The following is a 17,802-nucleotide window of genomic DNA, read 5'->3' on the forward strand; positions in this document are numbered from 1 at the left end:
GACCATGATCGACAACCGCTCGATGCCCACGAGCACGGTCATACCGGTGCTTTCGTATCGCGATGTCGAGACGGCCAGCCATTGGCTTTGTGAGGCCTTCGGCTTTGAAATACGGCTGGTGATCGGCAATCATCGTGCCCAGCTCGGCTTCGGAGACGGCACCGTCGTTGTCACAGAATTGAAGTCTGGCGGACTGACGGGGACAGGTGGTCCATTCGCAGTGATGGTACGCGTCGAGGATGTCGACGGGCACCACAGGCGAGCCGCGCGGCATGGCGCAGCTATTCTCAGCGGGCCAACGAGCCATCCCTATGGCGAGCGTCAGTATTCCTGCCGTGACCTCGACGGCCACAATTGGACCTTTTCGCAGTCGATCGCTGATGTAGTGCCCGAGGACTGGGGTGGCATCGTCATGGAAAGCTCAAACGGTCGTGATCTGGAGAGCTGACACCGACTTGCTGCAGCGACAGCCCATCAGCTTTTGGATTGCGACGCCGTTACGACTTGCTCAACGGCTAAGACCAACCTCATCGTGCAAGCGACTGCAGCTTGATGACCGTCTCCGATTTCCGCCACCGGGAGAAGCATTCACGAAACCAGGCGCCTTCCTCCGTTGGCGTGATGTCGGCGCTCGCGTATTGCGATCAATGCGTAATCTGGGACGATCTCGACCCAGAAGGCTTACGCCACCGCGGTACTAGCGCCGGAGCACCACGCCAACGCTAAGCTGGATGCCGCAATCGATGTTTCCCGGTCGGAAGCTGCCGATCTGCTCCGGCCCCAAACCAGCCGTGCTCGTTTGCGGGTTCATCGACTCTTTGTGGATGAAAGAGACACCGCGCGCATGGAAAACTAGTCCTCCTCCCATCCTTAGGTTCGCCAGACCATACGAGAGAATACGATGGAAATGGGCTGGCGAACCATTCGCTAACGTATGGATTGCCCACAGGAAACGTTGACCCTGGCCGATCCCATATCAATCGATGGCGGTTTGGTGCGTAGCACCTTTTTTTGCCAGTTTCTGGCCGACATTCTCGGACGGGAAATCATATGCTCCCAAATAGATGAATTGACTGCCCTGGGGTGCGCGACGCTTGCAAACGACCAGGTCAGAAAAATCCCGATGAAGATTGCGGCCGGGGTCGTGGCGCGGTTCTTCCCCGCCGCTATCGCGCGCGATGATCTAAGGGCTAGGCACAAGGACGCGATTGGCAGGGCGCGAGGTTGGCGCTGAGCAACGAGGAATACTGGTGCGCGACTGCCTTGGCTCGAGATCAACAGGGGTATGGACCATCCCGATTGGAGGGTCGTGATTAATGCACTGACTGCAAACCAGCCAATCGGCAATTTGAGATTCGGATCGTCCCCGAATCAGAGTGAGGCCAGCGATCGGCCCCAGCGCCGGTCGTTCAGCGTCGAGTGCAGTCGCATCCGCTTCCAGGCGCCGAACTTGTAGAAATCGAAATCAATGTCGGAGATAGCCGTCTGGATCATGGCCCAAAGCGACCATTTGAAATCGCCAAGCATCCGATAGACGAACATGCGCGCCTGAACGGCCGGCTCCACCCGGCCGAAATAGGCTTCGATGGCTTCGTTGTTCATACAATCATCGAAGAACATTTCCGAGCACCACGTTGCCAAATCGTAGCAACGGTCGTTGTTGGAAGCGTATTCGAAATCAACGATCATAATACGGCCGTCGCTGGTTGACAGGAAGTTGGCGGGGGCGGGATCGTTGTAGCAAGGCACGAGATCGATCCCCGCGGCTTCGAGCGCAGTACGCGCTGCCCGATATTGTGCGTGGATCGAAGGAAAGCCGAGGGGCAGCTCCCCTCCCAACTCGGCCAGTTGCTCGAGATGCTCCTCGATCATGTCGAAGACGGTCTTTGTGAGACCGAGAAGGGGGGAGTCGTTGAACGAGCGGTAAAGCGCGATTGTGCTCTCCCTGATGCCGGCCGCGTGAAAATCCCTGGTAACGCATGTGCGGGAATTCTCGACGAAATCGTAGATTTCTATGCCCTCGTCTTTCAGATAGTCGAAGCATCGGGGCCCGATGCCGAGCAGGTAGGCTCGCTGGCCCGCTTCCAGGGACGCGGCGCGATCGATGAAGCGCTCCGTGCCCGGGCCAGGCAACTTGACAAAAAAGGAGCCGCGTTCGCCGGCCACGCTGACACGCCAGTTGGAGTTGCTGAAGCCGCCGAACATCGGCCGGTAGCGAATGGCCTTGCCTTGCCAGGCGATGACCTTGGATAATGCTGCCTCGAGTTGGCGCTCGGCGAGGGTGTTGCCTTCGCCCAGGCTTTTTTCAACGGCGGACATTCAAAGCCACCCGGCACGAGGGTCGAGATCGACGCCGGCCAATGTGGTCCGGCACCGGATCAGGCGCCAACATGCATAGCGGAAGAATTCGACATCCTTCCTTGCGGAGACGGCGTCCATGACCAGTCCCCACATGGTCCACGCCAGGTCATCGGCAACCGCATAGAGCTTGGCGCGGCGAAGGCTTTCAAGCCGCGCGCGGCCCTCGAACATTTCAAGAGCAGGCAGCATCTCTTCTTCAGGCCCGAAGGCTTCGTTCATCAGGATACCAAACTCGAAGTAGGGGTCGACATTGCGCGCCTCGTCGAAATCCACGAGTTGGATATTGCCGTGAGTGTCGATCAGGATGTTGGAGGCGAGGCCATCGGCATGAGCCGGAACGGTGTCCACGCCGGCAGCCTCGATCATGCGCTCGATACGGAACACATCGTCCTGCAAGACAGTTAGTTCACTCGGCGCACCGCTCGTGTTGCGTGCGATTTCCGCCTGAAGGATTCTGATCCTGTCGAAGACAGACCAGGTACGCGTCAGGCGAGGGCCGGAATGGATCCTGCGCTTGATGGCAAGCACGGCATCCATGACGTCTGCGTTGCGCAAGTCATTGACGCGTGCTGTCCTCCATCCGTCCAGAAAGTCCATCAGCGCGATGCCGCGCACGGCGTCCGAAACCAGGATGTCGGGCGCGCAGCCGAGTATCGCCGCCTTCCGCTGGGCGTCGAAAGAAGCAGCCGTATCGATATAACGACGCTGATCGGGATGAATGACTTTCAGCAGCAGGGAAGGGCGTTGGCCTTCCATTGATAGTTCGAGCCGCGTGCTGTCGATGCCGCGATGCGTAGGCACAAGGAGACCAGGCGCGCCCGCCTCCGCCGCGACTTTTATCCGGGCTGCGCTCCATGTCTGACGGTCCAGGCGCGATGTCGCCGCGCGATCGACAAGGCCATCCCAATCCTTCGCGAGAATCGCAGAAAGTGCATTCGTCGCGGCAGTGCCGGCGACTTCCGTTAAGTCTTTGCGGGGCGTCGAGCCCTTTTCCGCCAAAGCCATTTCCGTCAGGTAAGATTGTCTCGCGCACTGTTCGAACGATGCCGCTGCCGGTCCGGCCAACGGCGCCGACAGGGCCAAGCCGATGCTATCGCTCCGGTGTCTTGTGTAAAGAAAAGATTTGGAGGCAGGCAGGTTTTGGAATGCGCGCCTTGGCTAGACCCTGATGAGGTCGACGCCCAGTTCGTCGAAACGTTGCACGAACTCCTCGCCCACGCCCTTAGTCGTAATGACGTGATGCGCATCGCCAAGGCCGAAGGCGCGCACGGAGCCGAAGCGTCCGAACTTCGATGCGTCGGCCACCATGATGGTGGTGGAAGCCTGTAGTCTGGCGGCATCGTGCAGTGCGACCTCGTCCTCGCCGAAGCCCATGAAGCCGTGGTCGTAGTGAACAGCGCTGACGCCCATCAGCGCCAGATCGAAACGATGGCCATTGAGCGCGGTGATGGTCGCGTGGCCGAAGGTCGCCTGGTACTCCGGCACCATCGGGCCGCCGAGCACGCGAACGCTGGTACCCCAGCCATGCGAAAAGAAGTGCGCCGCGACGGCAATGGAATTTGTGAAGATGGTCAGGTCCTGATGCTTGTGCAACTGCTTCACGCAGGCGAGCGTCGTCGTGCCGGAACTGACGAATATCTTCATCCCGTCGCGAACGAGGCTAGCAGCCTTCTCCGCGATCCGGTTCTTTTCCGGCGCGTTGACCTTGTTTCGTTCGACGAAGGGCTTGTCGGCCTCGTTGGGCGTGATGACCGCACCGCCATAGACTCTTCGGGCGAAGCCGTTGACTTCAAGGATGCGCAGGTCGCGCCTGATGGATTCAGGACTGACCTCAAGACGCTCCGCTAAGGCATTGACGCTCGCGCGTTCGTTGGCTCGCAGGATTTCAAGAATCTTTTCCTGCCGGAATTCTGAAAATCTCATGGACTCATTCTACCGCCGGCCGCTGGGGCAGCCCATCTGCGTTCCCTGACATGAGCGGCTTCAACAGCCTTGGGCTAATGGCTTCCGCGACCAAGTCAAGCCTCCCGTTTCCGGCATGATAAGTTCAGGCCGATGATCCGTCAATTCGGCAAAAATTCATAAAACATCCAAATCGTTCAGCCATAGCATGCATCAGGCTGAGTTTGGAAAGAAATTTCACCTTTAAAATCAACGGTTATATCAAATCTGACTGACTCTAAGCGGCCTCAATGTCATCCGATTTACGAATCTGTGCGCTTGCAGAGCGGTTTGGCTTGACTCTGAATGGTGCGACTATAATGATGTTTTTGACCGATTTGTTGATTCTGGCTTTGGCGGACGAATCGGTTGCGCGACGAGCCCTTCAAGGCGCCCTTCCGGGCGCCGCGATTGGAATCGCCGAGTGTGGCTGCGACGCCGCGCATTTCCTGCACATCCAGAGATGGATGGAGTGTTTCGGACCGGCGGTGGAGGCTGGGACTGTGATCGGCTTGGCAATTGATAACGAAGTCGCGCGTTCCAGCAAGGCGCGCATGCAAGCAAAGGGGAACATCAATGGTTACGCGTAGAGATCTTATTGTAGGGGCTGGTGCGCTTGGCGTGGCGGGCATGGTCGGCGGCATGCCGGTGCCAGTGCGCGCTGACGGCAAGAAAAGTGTCGTGCTTGCCTCGATGGGGCCGGTTACCGGCAACTGGGACCCGACCTCCCACACCACGCTCGGGCAGGGCAATTTCGAGAAGTTCGTGTTCAATGCGCTGACCAGGGCCCCGATGCGTGACGGCGAGGCGGACCTTCTGGAGCCGGCGCTGGCCGAAAGCTGGTCCCTGATCGACACGAACACGATCGAGTTCAAGCTGCGCGATGGTGTGAAATTCCACGATGGCAAGGAATTCGGCGCCGAGGATGTGAAGGCCACCTACGAATACTCTTCCGATCCGAAGCGCCCGGCCGCCTCATTCTGTCCTGGCAAGGTTGATGTCGAAGTCGTCGACCGCCTCACGGTTCGACTGCACACCGGGAAGTACGGCTATCCGGCTTCCGCCTGGTGGTTCATCTCGAGTGTGATACCGGTTCTGTCGGCCAAGGATGTCGCCGATCCCAAGAGCCTGGAAAAGCGCCCGAACGGCACCAACGCGTTCAAATATGTTGCCACCAACGGCGACCAGAACGTGCTGGCCGCCAATGACGATTATTTCGGCGGCCGTCCGAAAGTCGATGAGGTGATCTACGCCTACGTGCCCGACGCCAATACACGTGTCCTAGGCTTGCTCAACGGCCAGTATCATATCGCCGAGCGCCTCGAGCCAGAGCAGTACGCCTCGCTTCAGGGCAACCCCAAGGTCGTCACCCGCAAGGGCCTGACGACAGAGAACAAGTATCTGCACTTCCGCTGCAACAAGCCGCCATTCGATGATCCTCGCATCCGCCTCGCGGCATGCCATTCGATCGACCGCAAGCAGATCCTGGAACTCATGGGTGACGCGGCGCTGCCCACCAGCTGCTACATCTCGCCAATGAAGTTCGGCTTCAAGGATATCGAGGGTTATCCCGACTACAATCCGGAGGAGGCGCAGCGCCTGCTCGCGGAAGCCGGCTTCCCGAAAGGCGAAGGCCTGCCGCAGCTCGAATACATCACGTCGATCGGCTTCTATCCGAAGACGAAGGAATATGGCGAGCTGATCACCGCCATGCTCCAGGAGCAGGGCTTCAATGTCCAGCTTACCGTCCTTGAGCCGGCCGCATGGGAAGTCGCCATCTATCGGCGAGCGGACGGACAGGGTCAGGGCCATATGTGCGACGTGGGCTGGATGACGCCCTCGCCGGAGCCGGACCTTGTGCTGCGGCCGAACTGGCATTCGAGTGCCGCGCTCATCAGCGGCATTAACGATCCCGAGATCGATGCGGCGCTCGACAAGGAGCGCAAGGCACCCAATCCGGAAGAGCGCCTGAAGATTCTTACCGAGGAAACCTTCCCGACGATGGCGAAGAAGGTTCCGAGCTTCTCGTTATTCTCTGCGCTCACCTTCCATGGCGCATCCAAGAGCCTTGAGGGCGCCGTCTACCTCCCTTACGGGCCGATCGACTTGTCCAAAGCCGATCTGGTCTGACGCAAGGAACAGGCGGCGCCGGATTCTTACCGGCCGACGCCGCCACTCTCCCCGCACGAGACGGACTCCATGCTGTTTGCCATAGATTTTCTCATCCGCCGCCTGGCCCAGGGCGCGATCATCGTCGTTGCCATCGCGCTGCTGATCTTCACGTTGCTGCGTGTCGTGCCCGGAGATCCCGTGCGGCTCATGCTGGGGCCGATGGTGTCGCCCTCGGTCGCGGAGCAAACCGCCAAGGATCTTGGATTGCGCGACCCGATAATCGTTCAGTTCGGTCGCTATATGGGACACGTTCTGCAAGGCGATTTCGGACGCTCCTTCGTGCGAAGCGCTCAAGGCGGCAGCACTGGCGGTTCTCGCGGTGAATCGACTTTCGATGCGAGCAATCGAGCGTCTGTGATCGGGCTTATCGTCACGACCTTGCCCTACAGCCTCCTGCTGGCCGGCCTCGCTTTTCTGATCTCGCTGGCTGTCGCCTTGCCGCTCGGTGTCTGGGCCGGGCTCAATGCCGGGAGATGGCCGGATCGCTTCGCGCTCTATCTGAGCTCAGTGCTGGTTTCATTGCCCAATGTCTGGCTTGGACTTGTGTTCATTTTCCTGCTGTCAGCCAAAACCGGATGGCTTCCCGCGATCGGTTATCAGAACTGGACCTATGCCATACTGCCGGCGCTGGTCCTCGCGGTTGAACTCATTCCGGTGATCGTGCGCTCCCTGTCGGTGTCCGTGTCGTCGAACCTCCTCGATCCCTATGTGTCCGTAGGTCAGATACGCGGCCTGACGCGTGCGCGGATGATCGCCGCGCATGTGCTGCGCAACTCATCCATTCCGTTGCTCAACCTTCTCGGCATTCAGGCGGTGGGTCTGATCCTCGGTGGTCTCTTCGTCATCGAGTATCTCTTCAACTATCCAGGCATCGGTCTGCTGATGATCAATGCAGTGTTCCAGCGCGACTTTCCCATCATCCAGGCGATCGCAATCTTCTCCTGCGTCGCGCTCGTACTTGTGAACATATTGGTCGATTTCGCCTCGACCACGATAGACAGAAGGCTGCAGTACTGATGTCGGAGCAAGCCATCGTCGAAACCACTGCCAGCCAGCCGGCGAAGTCGCGCAGCCTGGGCGCCAGCATTTTCCTGAATGCCGCGAGGACGGCGGAGTTCAGGATGGGTGCGGTGATATTCCTCGGCCTCCTGCTACTGTCGGTCGTCGCGCCCACATTGCTCGGGCTTTCGGCGACAAAGTTCAGCGTGGGGCTGAAATTCTCACCGCCCTTCCCGGAGCAAGGCTGGGTCTGGCCGCATATGTTTGGCACAGATCAGCTCGGCCGCGATCTTCTGGCACGTTCGCTGATAGGGCTGCGGAACGCATTGATGATCGGCATTGCCAGCGTCATCGGCATGTTCGTCATAGGTTCGGCGATCGGAATGCTGGCGGGCTATGCCGGCGGCTGGACCAGTCTCATCCTGATGCGCATCACCGACGCGCAGATGTCCATCCCAGTCATCATTCTGGCAATCACGATCCTCGGCGTGACACGGCCGACACCGATGTCGGTGATTCTGGTGTTCATCCTCGCTGGCTGGCCGGGCTACGCCCGCATAGCGCGCAGCGTCACCATGTCGGAACGGCGAAAGGAATATGTGCGCGCTGCCAAGATACTGGGCGCCTCGGACCTGCGCATTTTGCTTGTGCACATCGCGCCCAACACTTTGCCGCCTATAGCTTTCGTGGCCGTGCTCGACGTCGCGCGCATGATGATATTCGAGGCGATCCTGGGGTTTATAGGCATCGGCATCCAGCCGCCTACGCCGACCTTCGGCACCATAATCGCCGACGGCACGAAATATCTCATGAATGCCTGGTGGATCACCACCATACCCGGCCTGCTGCTGGCAGCGTCGCTGTGCGGCATCAACCTGATGGGTGGCGCTCTCGAACGCTCCCGTAACAAATTCCTGCAGGGGGTTCTATGAGCGCGGAAAGTGCCAAAATCCTCGAGGTCTCGGACCTCTCGATCGATCTCGCCACGGCTGCCGGTGCTCGGCGCGCGATCCTGCGCAACGTCGATCTTTCGGTCTCGAAGAACGAAGTCCTGGGCATCATCGGCGAAAGCGGCTCCGGCAAAACGGTCCTGTCGCGCGCACTGGTGAACTGGATAAGCCCACCGCTTCTGCCGACGGGTGGAAGTATCGCCTACCGTGGGCGCAATCTGTTCGGCCTTCCGCCCGCCGAGATGCAGAAGCTGCGCGGCCGCAAGGTAGCCTACATCGGCTCGGACCCAGGCAGCGCGCTCGATCCCACCATTCCGGTCGGCCAGCAGATCATAGAGAAGCTTCGCGCCGTTGAGCCTGGTATCTCGACCGCCGACGCGAGGGCCCGCGTATTGCGGGTGCTGGATGCGGTGCGCATTCCCTCGCCGGCGCAGCGCTTCCACGAATTTCCGTTCCAGTTCAGCGGCGGCATGATGCAGCGTGTACTGATCGTCGACGCGCTCGTCACGAATCCGGACTTGCTGGTGGCGGACAACATCACGCAGCCGCTCGACGTGACAGTGGCGGCCCAGATCCTGCGCCTCCTGCGCGATCTGCAGCGCGACTTCTCGACAGCGATCATATTCGTCTCCTCGGCGCTCGGGGTGCTGAACGAGATTGCGGACAACATTCTGGTGCTGGCCGATGGCCGGGTGGTCGAATGTCGTGACACGCGCAGCCTCATCGAGAAGCCGGACCACAGCTACACCCGCAATCTCATCGGGAGCCTGCCTCGCATATGGAATGCCCAACCGACGGCGGCCGCGCCGGAAGAAGCTGTGGACGACAAGCGCGAAGTCATCCTCTCGGTACGTGACGTCTATCGCTCCTACTCCACCAAGGATCGCCAGAGGCTGTTCGCGCATCGCGTGGTGCAGGCCGTACGCGGCGTCTCGTTCGACGTCTACAAGGGTGACAATCTCGGCATCGTGGGCGAATCCGGCTGCGGGAAATCGACGTTGTCGCGGCTGCTCAGCCGCCTCGAGGCTCCGAACAAGGGACAGATACTGTTCAAGGGACAAGACATCGCCCGTCTGGGCGGCCGCAAGCTGATGGACTTGCGCCACAGATTCCAACTGCTGCTTCAGGACCCCTACAACGCCATCCCGCCACACCTGAGCATCGGTCGCACAATCGCTGAGCCGCTGCGTATCCATGGCGGGTTGGCCGCGAAGGAGATCAGGGAACGCGTGGCGGCGACGATGAACGAGGTTGGCCTGCGGTCCGACCTTACGGACAGATTGCCGGTTGGCCTCAGCGCCGGTCAGCGCCAACGTGTCAATATCGCGCGCGCCATGGTGCTGGAGCCGGAACTGCTCATTCTCGACGAGACCTTGTCCGCGCTCGATCAGGTCGAGCAGGGCAAGTTGCTGGACCTGTTCGAGGGGCTGCAGAACCGGCACGGCATCACTTATGTCTATATCTCCCACGATCTGAGCATGGTTCGCCGCGTCTGCAACCGCGTAGCCGTCATGTATCTCGGGCGCGTGGCGGAACTTGCCGGCAACAGGGCCACGTTTTTCGATCCCGCGCACCCCTATACGCGGGCATTGCTCAGCGCGGTGCCAGCCATTGAGCACAAGCCTTACGATACCGGGACCTACCTGCTGGAAGGCGAACCGCCCGATCCGATCGACATCCCTCCGGGCTGCAGTTTCCGCACACGCTGCCCCTTCGCCTTCGCGCGTTGCGTGAGCGAGGACCCCAAGCTGATGAAGCGCAGCGGCGACGACTATGCTGCCTGCCATCTTGTCACCGCCGGAGCCGCCGCACCGGTGAGGATGCCCGCCGTGGATGTGAGGGCATCGTGAGGATAGCTAGATTTCCAACCGCGTCCGGCAGCGCGATGCGGCTTGCAGCGCCCGCCTCAAATTTCTGATGAGCACGTCCACTATGGAATTCGATTACATTGTCGTAGGGTCTGGCAGCGCCGGCTCACCGCTCGCAGCGCGTCTCGTCGAAAAGGGCGCGAGTGTCCTTCTCCTCGAGGCGGGCAAAAGCGAAAAGCTGCATCTGACACGCGTGCCGGCCGCGCTGATGCATACGATCGGCAACGTCCGCTACGACTGGAATTACGTGACCGAGCCGGATCCCAGTCGCAATGGTCTGCAGGAATCATGGCCACGGGGGCGCGTTCCGGGCGGATCCTCGGCCATCAACGGCATGATCTTCATTCGCGGCGCCGCGGCCGACTACGACGCCTGGGAGGCGATGGGCAACAAGGGATGGGGATGGAATTCGGTGCTTCCCTATTTCCGCAAGATGGAGACCGCCGATAACGACAAGGATAATGCCTATCGCGGCGGCATGGGACCTCTCCGGGTGTCGGCCTTACGCTGGAAGCACCCGATATCGGCCAAGTTCATCGACAGCTTCGTCAATGCGGGCGTCCCCCTGAACCCCGATCTCAACGGAAGATCCCACGAGGGTGTCGCCTGGAATCAGGGCTCCACCAGAGGCGGCGTTCGTCACTCGGCATTCGACGCCTTCATCCTGCCTCGCCTCGGTGACGCCAAGCTCACATTCCTGGACGATGCGTTGGTCGAGCGCATCGTACTGGAAGGCAAACGGGCTACCGGCGTCGACATTCTGCGCGGCAGCCAGAAGGTACGAGCCACGGCACGGCGCGGCGTGGTCTTGTCGGCCGGATCCATCAACTCGCCGCAGATACTGATGCTCTCTGGCATCGGCGATCCGGACCAACTGACCCCCCATGGGATTGGCGTGCGGATCGCAAGTCCCGAGGTCGGCCGCAACCTGATGGAACATCCGGGCCTCTATGTCCGTGCGGAGATGAATGTCAAGACGGGGAATGCCTATGCATCGCCGATCGGACGGGCAAAAGCATTCGCCGAATGGATTCTCTCGCGCAATGGTGTGTTGAGCGTGCCCACCGCCCAGGTGCTCGCCTTCCTGAAATCGACGCCGGATAGGGAGATACCGGACCTCCAGTTCCATCTCTTCCCCTTCGGATACTTCAACGACAACGGCCGTTTGCACGTGCCGACGCGCAACCTTGTTACCATCCTGGCCAACGTCAACTATCCCAAGAGCACCGGCCACCTCGAGCTTCGTTCCAGCGATCCGCGACAGCCGGTGGCGATCTATCCGCGCCTGCTCGACCATCCAGACGACGTTGCCTGCGTGCTGCGCGGCTTGGATTGGATACGCAGGCTCGCTTCGACGCCCCCGTTCGGCAGCCATGTGCGCGAGCTCATCGACGTGCCGGCTGAAGGCGCGGGGCCTGCCGCGGACGAAGCCTATGCGCGCAAGGCCACGGTGCCGTTCCTGCATCCGGTGGGCACTTGCCGGATGGGATCGGACGAAAACGCGGTCGTCAGCCCGGAGCTTCGCGTACACGGCACCGAAGGGCTCTGGGTCGCGGATGCCTCGATCTTCCCGCGTCATATCGCCGGCAACACCAACGCGACGGCGATCATGATCGGCGAGCGTGCGGCCGACCTCATCCATCCGTAGCGGAGAACTAGTTTATCATGACGCGGAATTTCACGCAGAACTTCGTCGGCGGCAGGCGCGTGGATCCCCTGGGCGCCGATTTCATCGAGGTCCGCTCGCCCTACGACGGAAGCCAGGTCGGCGCGGTGCCGCTGGCAGCGCAGGCCGACGTGGATCTTGCGGTCGCGACGGCGCGCAAGGCATTCGACGAGGGCGCTTGGCCGCGCATGCCGGTGGTCGACCGTATTGCTGTTATCCGCAGGTTCGCGGAATTCTACGAGACCCGCTCCGACGAGTTCGCCGGTTTGGTGACGGCGGAGATGGGCGCGCCGGCCTGGTTTGCCAAAGCCATCCAGACCCTCATTCGTGATCAGGGCCAAGCCTATGTCGTTGCCGCCGAGGGGTATCCTTGGGAAGTGCATCGCGCTGGCTATCCCCGGGGCAACGCAGTTTGGGTCCGTGACCCGGTAGGCGTGGTCGCCGCTGTCATCCCGTGGAACGCGCCACATCAGGTCGCTCTGGCGAAGCTCTTTCCGGCCCTGCTCGCCGGCTGCACGGTGATCCTGAAGCTGGCGCCGGAAACCGCGATTGACGGCCAGTATCTGGGCGAGTTGTTCAGTGAGGCGGGACTGCCGGAGGGTGTCCTGAGCATCCTGGTCGCTCACCGGGAGGTAAGCGAATATCTGGTGACGCATCCGGGCGTGGACAAGATCGGCTTCACCGGCTCCACTGCTGCCGGCGGCCGCATCGCCAGCCTGGCGGGCGCACAACTGAAGCGCGTCAGCCTCGAGCTCGGTGGCAAATCCGCGGCAATCGTGCTGGACGATGCTGATATCGGCCAGACAGTCGATGCGCTCCGCTATCGTTCCTTTCCCAACAATGGGCAGGTCTGCGTCGCGCAAACGCGTATCCTCGTGCCGCGCCGGCGCCACGATGCCTTTGTCGACGCGCTTGTGGACAATGTCTCTGGCATGACGATTGGCGATCCGGCGGATCCTGAGACTTTTCTGGGGCCGCTCGTGGCGGAACGCCAGCGTCAGCGTGTGCTCGACTTCATCGCTGCGGGCATCGAAAGCGGAGCCGATCTTGCCGCCGGAGGGCTGGGGATGCCGGAAGGCATCAATCACGGCGCCTTCGTCAAGCCCACGATTTTTGCCAATGTCAATAACGCCTCGCGCATCGCTCAGGAGGAAATCTTCGGCCCGGTCGTGTGCGTCATTCCCTACGACGGCGTGGACGATGCCGTTCGGCTCGCGAACGACTCTATCTATGGCCTGTCGGGTTCGGTGTGGACCTCGGATCCTGATCGAGGATTGGAGGTCGCGCGTCGCATCCGAACCGGCGGCGTGACCGTCAACAACGCGGCCTCCGATCTCCTGTCGCCATTCGGCGGCTTCAAGCGCAGTGGGATCGGACGCGAATTCGGTCCCGAGGCGATCAACCACTACATCGAACACAAGACCGTAGCTGTCTGAGCGGGGACGACATGAGCAATAGTCCTGCCGTCTGGGGGCACGTTGAGGCATTGGCCAGGCGCTTTGTTGAGCTGAGCGACAGGGTGTGGGGAACGCCCGAACTCAACTATCAGGAACACCGCTCGTCACAGGAGCACGCGCGCATGCTGCGGGAGCAGGGTTTTCGGGTCGAGACGGGGCTCGCCGGAATGCCGACCGCAGTCATGGGAGAATCGGGGGAGGGCGGATCGGTAATAGCCTTCCTCGGAGAGTTCGATGCGCTGCCGGAACTCAGCCAGGAGGCTGGCGCGGCGGAACATCGGCCTCTCGCAGGAAACGGGCCAGGCCATGGCTGCGGCCACAACCTTCTGGGGTCCGGTGCGATGCTCGCCGCCACGGCGGTGAAGGAATGGCTGGCCGCGGGCAACCTGCCCGGCCGCGTGCGCTACTATGGCTGTCCGGCAGAGGAAGGCGGGGCCGGCAAGGCCTTCATGGTTCGCGACGGCATTTTCGATGATGTGGATGCGGCGATCTCGTGGCATCCATTTGCATTCGCCGGCGTGATGGAGCCAGCAGCGCTGGCCTATGCCATTCTGGATTTTTCCTTCACGGGGCGCTCGGCTCATGCTGCTGGCTCACCGCACCTTGGGCGTAGCGCGCTCGATGCCGTCGAGCTGATGAGCGTTGGCTCGAACTACCTGCGCGAGCATATCCCCTCCGACTGCCGGCTTCACTATGCCTATCTCGACGCAGGTGGGCCGGCGCCCAACATCGTACAGGCTCAGGCGACGGTGCGTTACATCGTGCGATCGCCACGCGCCGGCGAAGTCGTGGCGCTTGTCGACCGTGTCAAGGGCATCGCCGATGGCGCTGCCCTGATGAGTGAGACCACAGTAAAGTCGCGCCTCGTGTGCGCCATGAACAGCTTGCTTGGGAATCGCGTGTTGGAGCGGGCTTTGGCCCGCAATTTCGAAATGCTCGGGCCACCGGAATTCGACGCGGAGGACGAGGCCTTCGCGCAACGGATACAGGCAAGTCTGACGCAGGATCATGTGCAGTCGGCATATGCGATGTTCGGGCTGGAGCCCGGCGCAACGGCATTGTGCGACCGCATCATTGGAGTCGGATCGAACGGCAAGCAGATGCTCGGATCGACTGATGTGGGAGACGTGAGTTGGAAGGTACCGACGGTCCAGGCTTATGGCGCCACTATGGCGATCGGGACGCCGCTTCACACCTGGCAGGTCACAGCCCAAGGCAAATCGCCTCATGCCCATAAGGGAATGGTGCATGTTTCGAAGGTGATGGCAGCCACCGGGGCGGATCTGCTGAGCGACGCTGCCGTGTTGATCGAGGCGAAGAAGGAGCACGCCTCCAGACTGGCGCGCGATCCTGTGGTGAACATTCTTCCGGCCGACCTTTCTCCGCCGCTTCTTGGCTGGAGCATGTCCGCTTAATCCGGATCATATCCTGTGGCGTGGAAGTAGTTTTGGCACTCACCCTGAGAGCAGCTCGACGATCGAACCGACTGCGCCCCACAGCGCCTTGATGAGTCGCGCTGCTTTGGAGCGCAGAAGCGCCGTGAGTTTTGAGAATGCGTTCTCGATTGCTTGTCGCGAACCAATGGTCAACGCTGGCGAGACACGAGAGTTTCTGAAATCGAAGCGCTCGCGGTCGAGGTAAAACGCCACATCAGGATGCGCATAGGTCAGGAAGAAGCCAGCCTTCCCATCTGTCAGCGCGGACAGGTTTGCTTCGATCCCGCCTCGATCCGGGATCAGCGAGCTTTGCAAGTCGGGTATTTCCGCCGCCAGCGCGCGAGGCCAGTTTGGGAAGAACGTGATGGTCAGCGTATGCAGAGCGGCAAGATAATGAGCAGGCCTCGCAGGGAGAGTTTCCGGGCGTCCCGGACCACGCTGTCCGAACTTGCAGCGCAACTGCCGGCACAGATCGCGTGCCGACCTTCGACAAGCGAAAGTCCAGCTTCAGCGCGGCCATGCCGCTCTCGGAATCGCCTGGATAGCGCTGCCCATCAGCACGCCAAGGCCGGACAGTTCGTCAGCCGTTGTTTGCCACTGATTTAACCGCGTCGCGCTGAGCTGGATGCAAGGTCAGCTTTCCCTCCAGACCATATCGAGACGGTCAACCCGCTTTCGTGACGAATGCGGCCGCGCTCATAACGCTATCATCAAAATGCATGACTACCTTCTTTGTGGTTAGAACTGAGGCACCGCTTTCAGAGAAACTAGTCGTCTTTTTGGTCCTTTGGTTCGCCAGACCATACGAGAGAATACGAAGGAAAAGGTTTGGCGAACCAGCTACTAACGTATTGTTTTCCCGTAGAAAACGATGACCCTCCGGGCCCACCATCGTCCTCTAGACCCCTTGTAAATCCTACAAACTGCTGTTTCCAAGCGCTTTCCGCCCTGTATGGTTCCAACATTGGCTCCAACATTTGGGTGGTTTTGGGTGGCAAAAGTCGCTGGTCTGATAAGAAAGAAGAGCGCCTATTTTTACGTGCGCAGGATATCCTTGTGTTGAAGCCGCTAACCGCGCGGCGGGAAGGGATCGTTGCCGTAAGAGTTCGAGTCGCGGATCTGCCCGTTGGGGCGATGGAACACCACCTCGCTGTGCTGGTTGATGGCGATGTCTCTTGCCGAGGCGACCGCACCGGCTTGGGTCGGATGAAGCGAAGTGGCGCGGTTATTGCCGGCGCCGAGCACCGCCCACTGACCGTCGCGAGGTACGACATGCTGATTTTTGCCCATGAAAGTCTCCGTTAAGGTTCGTTTGTCCGTCGGCAGGCAGCAGCGGTGCGCCATCATGTGCTCGGAAACGCTTTGGTGGCGCTGCCACAGGAGAATCGTCGCGAATTATCTGATCAGTCGTGGCGAGTCCGCGCCGCCGCGGCATCGGAGACGCGCAAGGTCGGGTGTGTGAGGCGGATGTTCGGCTTGCGCCGGGTTTTGTGCAGTCCTGCATTTGAATAGACGTGCTTTGCCTGCACCAGCCGCCCATCAGGGTGCGGAACTGAGGCAATTCATGAAACCTTGCTGGAAGCGCCGAGGCACTTCGGCCTCTGGCACGTTCCACGAATTGAAGAGACGCTTGCCTGCTTCGGGTCACTGCACGAGCATGCTCGCATCGGTGTGGAGGTCCGATCGACCAGCCGGGCATACTACCAACCGATGCTAGGGATAGCGTCCAAAAAAGCGCCTAAGTTCGAAGTGCTACTGCATCTCTCCACTTCCGGGACTATGTGAGAAGGATTCAATCTCCTCCAAGTCAATCCTGCCATCGCCGTTCTCGTCGACGACGTCAAATATCCTCCCGATCACATCCTGGATCTCGCTCTGCGAAAGTGCTCCATCGCCGTCGGCGTCCATTATCGCAAACATTATTTTCATCCTGGCCGCGTGCATCATGCGAGGCCCCATGCGATCAGGCTTTCGAGCTATCCTGTCCCCATCGTGCGGCCCTTGCCCTATGTCCCGGTGCCAATCTTGCCGATGCGGAGGCCTTTCTTCGGGGCCGCGATCTCCCTGCAGCTTGTCCTGTAACATCTCGTCCATCATCTGCCGCATCATCTCACGCGTCTGGTCTTCTGTCTGTTTGTTAGGGCCTGGCAGTGGTGTGGATCCAGACTGCTGCGGCGGCGGCTTAAGCTCCGGTGTCCCACTCGTCTGGGCCAGCGCCGGCAAGCTTAACATGACCAAAGCAGCGGCAGCTGCCGTCGTCCCACATTGTACTTTCATCGGATTCTCCTTCCTTGAATGGCCATGCCAAACTTCGGCATTCACGGCCAAACTTGCTCCTCAGACTTTGGTTCCGGATGCAAGCTGCACAATAGAAGCTCAAATCGTGAGGTTCGGCAGCTGAAGTACGATGCAGCGATGTCGAGCGACAACATCTTCGGTCATTTGATGGGCCGCCTCGCTCACGGCTGCGGGGTACTCACCGTTTGGCGGGCGCCGACGACGCAAACCGCCGCCGAACTGGAAGCGATTGCATCTTCACACGGCTGGACGCCCGAACCCGTGTTGAGGAACTGTCGGCTTCGGAGACTGTCAGTGGCGCGGCCATCAGACGATTTCCAGACTGCCGACCTTCGCTTGGGTGAGACGCGTAGAGGCTATCGAACGCGCAATCGAGGAACACAAACCACGGTGATCGTTGCTGCCGAAATGGTGAGATAGAGAATGCTCGCAGGCTGCTCCTAAAAAGATGATCGAACGCCGCTTGGAATGGAACATGCGCTCCCACCACTGCTTGGCGCTCCGCCGGCATGCATTGTAGAGCTTGGCACAACGGGAACCTGCGTTGCAGTCGAAAGTTCTTGATGATGGCAAATCGCCCGATCACGAGCGTGCTCACCTCAATTGGCACGTTGACCTCTCGGCCGGCAGCATTCCTGGTGCTGCTGGCTTACG

The 17,802-nt window shown here is 60.5% G+C and carries 15 protein-coding genes and 3 pseudogenes; 12 read left to right on the forward strand and 6 right to left on the reverse strand.

Features of this window, described 5'->3' with window-relative positions; translation table 11 throughout:
• The first annotated feature begins 4 nt into the window (after positions 1-4).
• Entirely contained in the window at positions 5-448 is a 444-nt protein-coding gene (locus tag FJ951_RS27760; protein WP_140518266.1) for a VOC family protein, read from the forward strand.
• Between the two features lie 486 nt (positions 449-934).
• Positions 935-1,234 carry an FGGY-family carbohydrate kinase gene (locus FJ951_RS27765; protein ID WP_140518267.1) on the forward strand — a complete coding sequence of 100 codons (300 nt, stop codon included), beginning with the start codon at positions 935-937 and terminating at the stop codon, positions 1,232-1,234.
• Between the two features lie 137 nt (positions 1,235-1,371).
• On the opposite strand, the gene FJ951_RS27770 is transcribed toward FJ951_RS27765, so the two are convergent.
• The 3 genes from FJ951_RS27770 to FJ951_RS27780 form a co-directional block, all read right to left on the reverse strand.
• Positions 1,372-2,319, reverse strand: a complete 948-nt coding sequence (locus FJ951_RS27770; RefSeq protein WP_140518268.1) for a choline kinase family protein — start codon at positions 2,317-2,319, stop codon at positions 1,372-1,374.
• The gene (locus FJ951_RS27775; RefSeq protein WP_140518269.1) at positions 2,320-3,444 is read right to left on the reverse strand and encodes a phosphotransferase; all 1,125 of its coding nucleotides are present in this window, start codon (positions 3,442-3,444) and stop codon (positions 2,320-2,322) included.
• Positions 3,445-3,519: 75 nt separating this feature from the next.
• On the reverse strand, positions 3,520-4,284 hold the full coding sequence (locus FJ951_RS27780) for a DeoR/GlpR family DNA-binding transcription regulator (RefSeq protein WP_140518270.1): 765 nt from the start codon (positions 4,282-4,284) through the stop codon (positions 3,520-3,522).
• 338 nt (positions 4,285-4,622) lie between these two features.
• Here FJ951_RS27780 and FJ951_RS27785 point away from each other — a divergent pair, with 338 nt between their 5' ends.
• The 8 genes from FJ951_RS27785 to FJ951_RS27820 all read left to right on the forward strand — a co-directional run bounded on the left by FJ951_RS27785 (position 4,623) and on the right by FJ951_RS27820 (position 14,829).
• Complete coding sequence (locus tag FJ951_RS27785) at positions 4,623-4,892, forward strand: hypothetical protein (protein WP_140518271.1); 270 nt, start codon at positions 4,623-4,625, stop codon at positions 4,890-4,892.
• A complete protein-coding gene (locus FJ951_RS27790) occupies positions 4,879-6,432 on the forward strand; it encodes an ABC transporter substrate-binding protein (protein ID WP_140518272.1) in 1,554 nt (517 codons plus the stop codon). The genes FJ951_RS27785 and FJ951_RS27790 overlap by 14 nt, the downstream gene beginning before the upstream one ends.
• 72 nt (positions 6,433-6,504) lie before the next feature.
• On the forward strand, positions 6,505-7,491 hold the full coding sequence (locus FJ951_RS27795; protein ID WP_140518281.1) for an ABC transporter permease: 987 nt from the start codon (positions 6,505-6,507) through the stop codon (positions 7,489-7,491).
• On the forward strand, positions 7,491-8,405 hold the full coding sequence (locus FJ951_RS27800) for an ABC transporter permease (RefSeq protein WP_140518273.1): 915 nt from the start codon (positions 7,491-7,493) through the stop codon (positions 8,403-8,405). The genes FJ951_RS27795 and FJ951_RS27800 overlap by 1 nt, the downstream gene beginning before the upstream one ends.
• Entirely contained in the window at positions 8,402-10,273 is a 1,872-nt protein-coding gene (locus tag FJ951_RS27805; RefSeq protein ID WP_140518274.1) for an ABC transporter ATP-binding protein, read from the forward strand. The genes FJ951_RS27800 and FJ951_RS27805 overlap by 4 nt, the downstream gene beginning before the upstream one ends.
• 82 nt (positions 10,274-10,355) lie before the next feature.
• On the forward strand, positions 10,356-11,939 hold the full coding sequence (locus tag FJ951_RS27810; RefSeq protein ID WP_181169678.1) for a GMC family oxidoreductase N-terminal domain-containing protein: 1,584 nt from the start codon (positions 10,356-10,358) through the stop codon (positions 11,937-11,939).
• A 17-nt stretch (positions 11,940-11,956) separates the two neighbouring features.
• Positions 11,957-13,393 carry an aldehyde dehydrogenase gene (locus FJ951_RS27815; RefSeq protein WP_140518276.1) on the forward strand — a complete coding sequence of 479 codons (1,437 nt, stop codon included), beginning with the start codon at positions 11,957-11,959 and terminating at the stop codon, positions 13,391-13,393.
• A gap of 11 nt (positions 13,394-13,404) precedes the next feature.
• The gene (locus tag FJ951_RS27820) at positions 13,405-14,829 is read left to right on the forward strand and encodes a M20 family metallopeptidase (RefSeq protein WP_140518277.1); all 1,425 of its coding nucleotides are present in this window, start codon (positions 13,405-13,407) and stop codon (positions 14,827-14,829) included.
• Here FJ951_RS27820 and FJ951_RS28940 read toward each other — a convergent pair.
• Positions 14,826-14,979: pseudogene (locus FJ951_RS28940) on the reverse strand (IS630 family transposase); the annotation flags it as partial. The gene FJ951_RS27820 and the pseudogene FJ951_RS28940 sit on opposite strands and share 4 nt — an antisense overlap.
• A 939-nt stretch (positions 14,980-15,918) precedes the next feature.
• Positions 15,919-16,140 carry a DUF2188 domain-containing protein gene (locus tag FJ951_RS27830; RefSeq protein ID WP_140518279.1) on the reverse strand — a complete coding sequence of 74 codons (222 nt, stop codon included), beginning with the start codon at positions 16,138-16,140 and terminating at the stop codon, positions 15,919-15,921.
• A 25-nt stretch (positions 16,141-16,165) separates the two neighbouring features.
• On the opposite strand from FJ951_RS27830, the pseudogene FJ951_RS28945 reads away from it, so the two are divergent.
• Positions 16,166-16,270: pseudogene (locus FJ951_RS28945) on the forward strand (DUF488 family protein); the annotation flags it as partial.
• A gap of 332 nt (positions 16,271-16,602) precedes the next feature.
• On the opposite strand, the gene FJ951_RS28950 reads toward FJ951_RS28945, so the two are convergent.
• A complete protein-coding gene (locus FJ951_RS28950; RefSeq protein ID WP_246671802.1) occupies positions 16,603-16,797 on the reverse strand; it encodes an EF-hand domain-containing protein in 195 nt (64 codons plus the stop codon).
• A gap of 552 nt (positions 16,798-17,349) precedes the next feature.
• Here FJ951_RS28950 and FJ951_RS28955 point away from each other — a divergent pair.
• Positions 17,350-17,536, forward strand: a pseudogene (locus FJ951_RS28955) (serine/threonine protein kinase); the annotation flags it as partial.
• Positions 17,537-17,802 lie beyond the last annotated feature (266 nt).

The sequence above is a fragment of the Mesorhizobium sp. B2-2-3 genome, from assembly GCF_006442405.1.
In the GTDB taxonomy this organism is placed as follows: Bacteria; Pseudomonadota; Alphaproteobacteria; order Rhizobiales; family Rhizobiaceae; genus Mesorhizobium.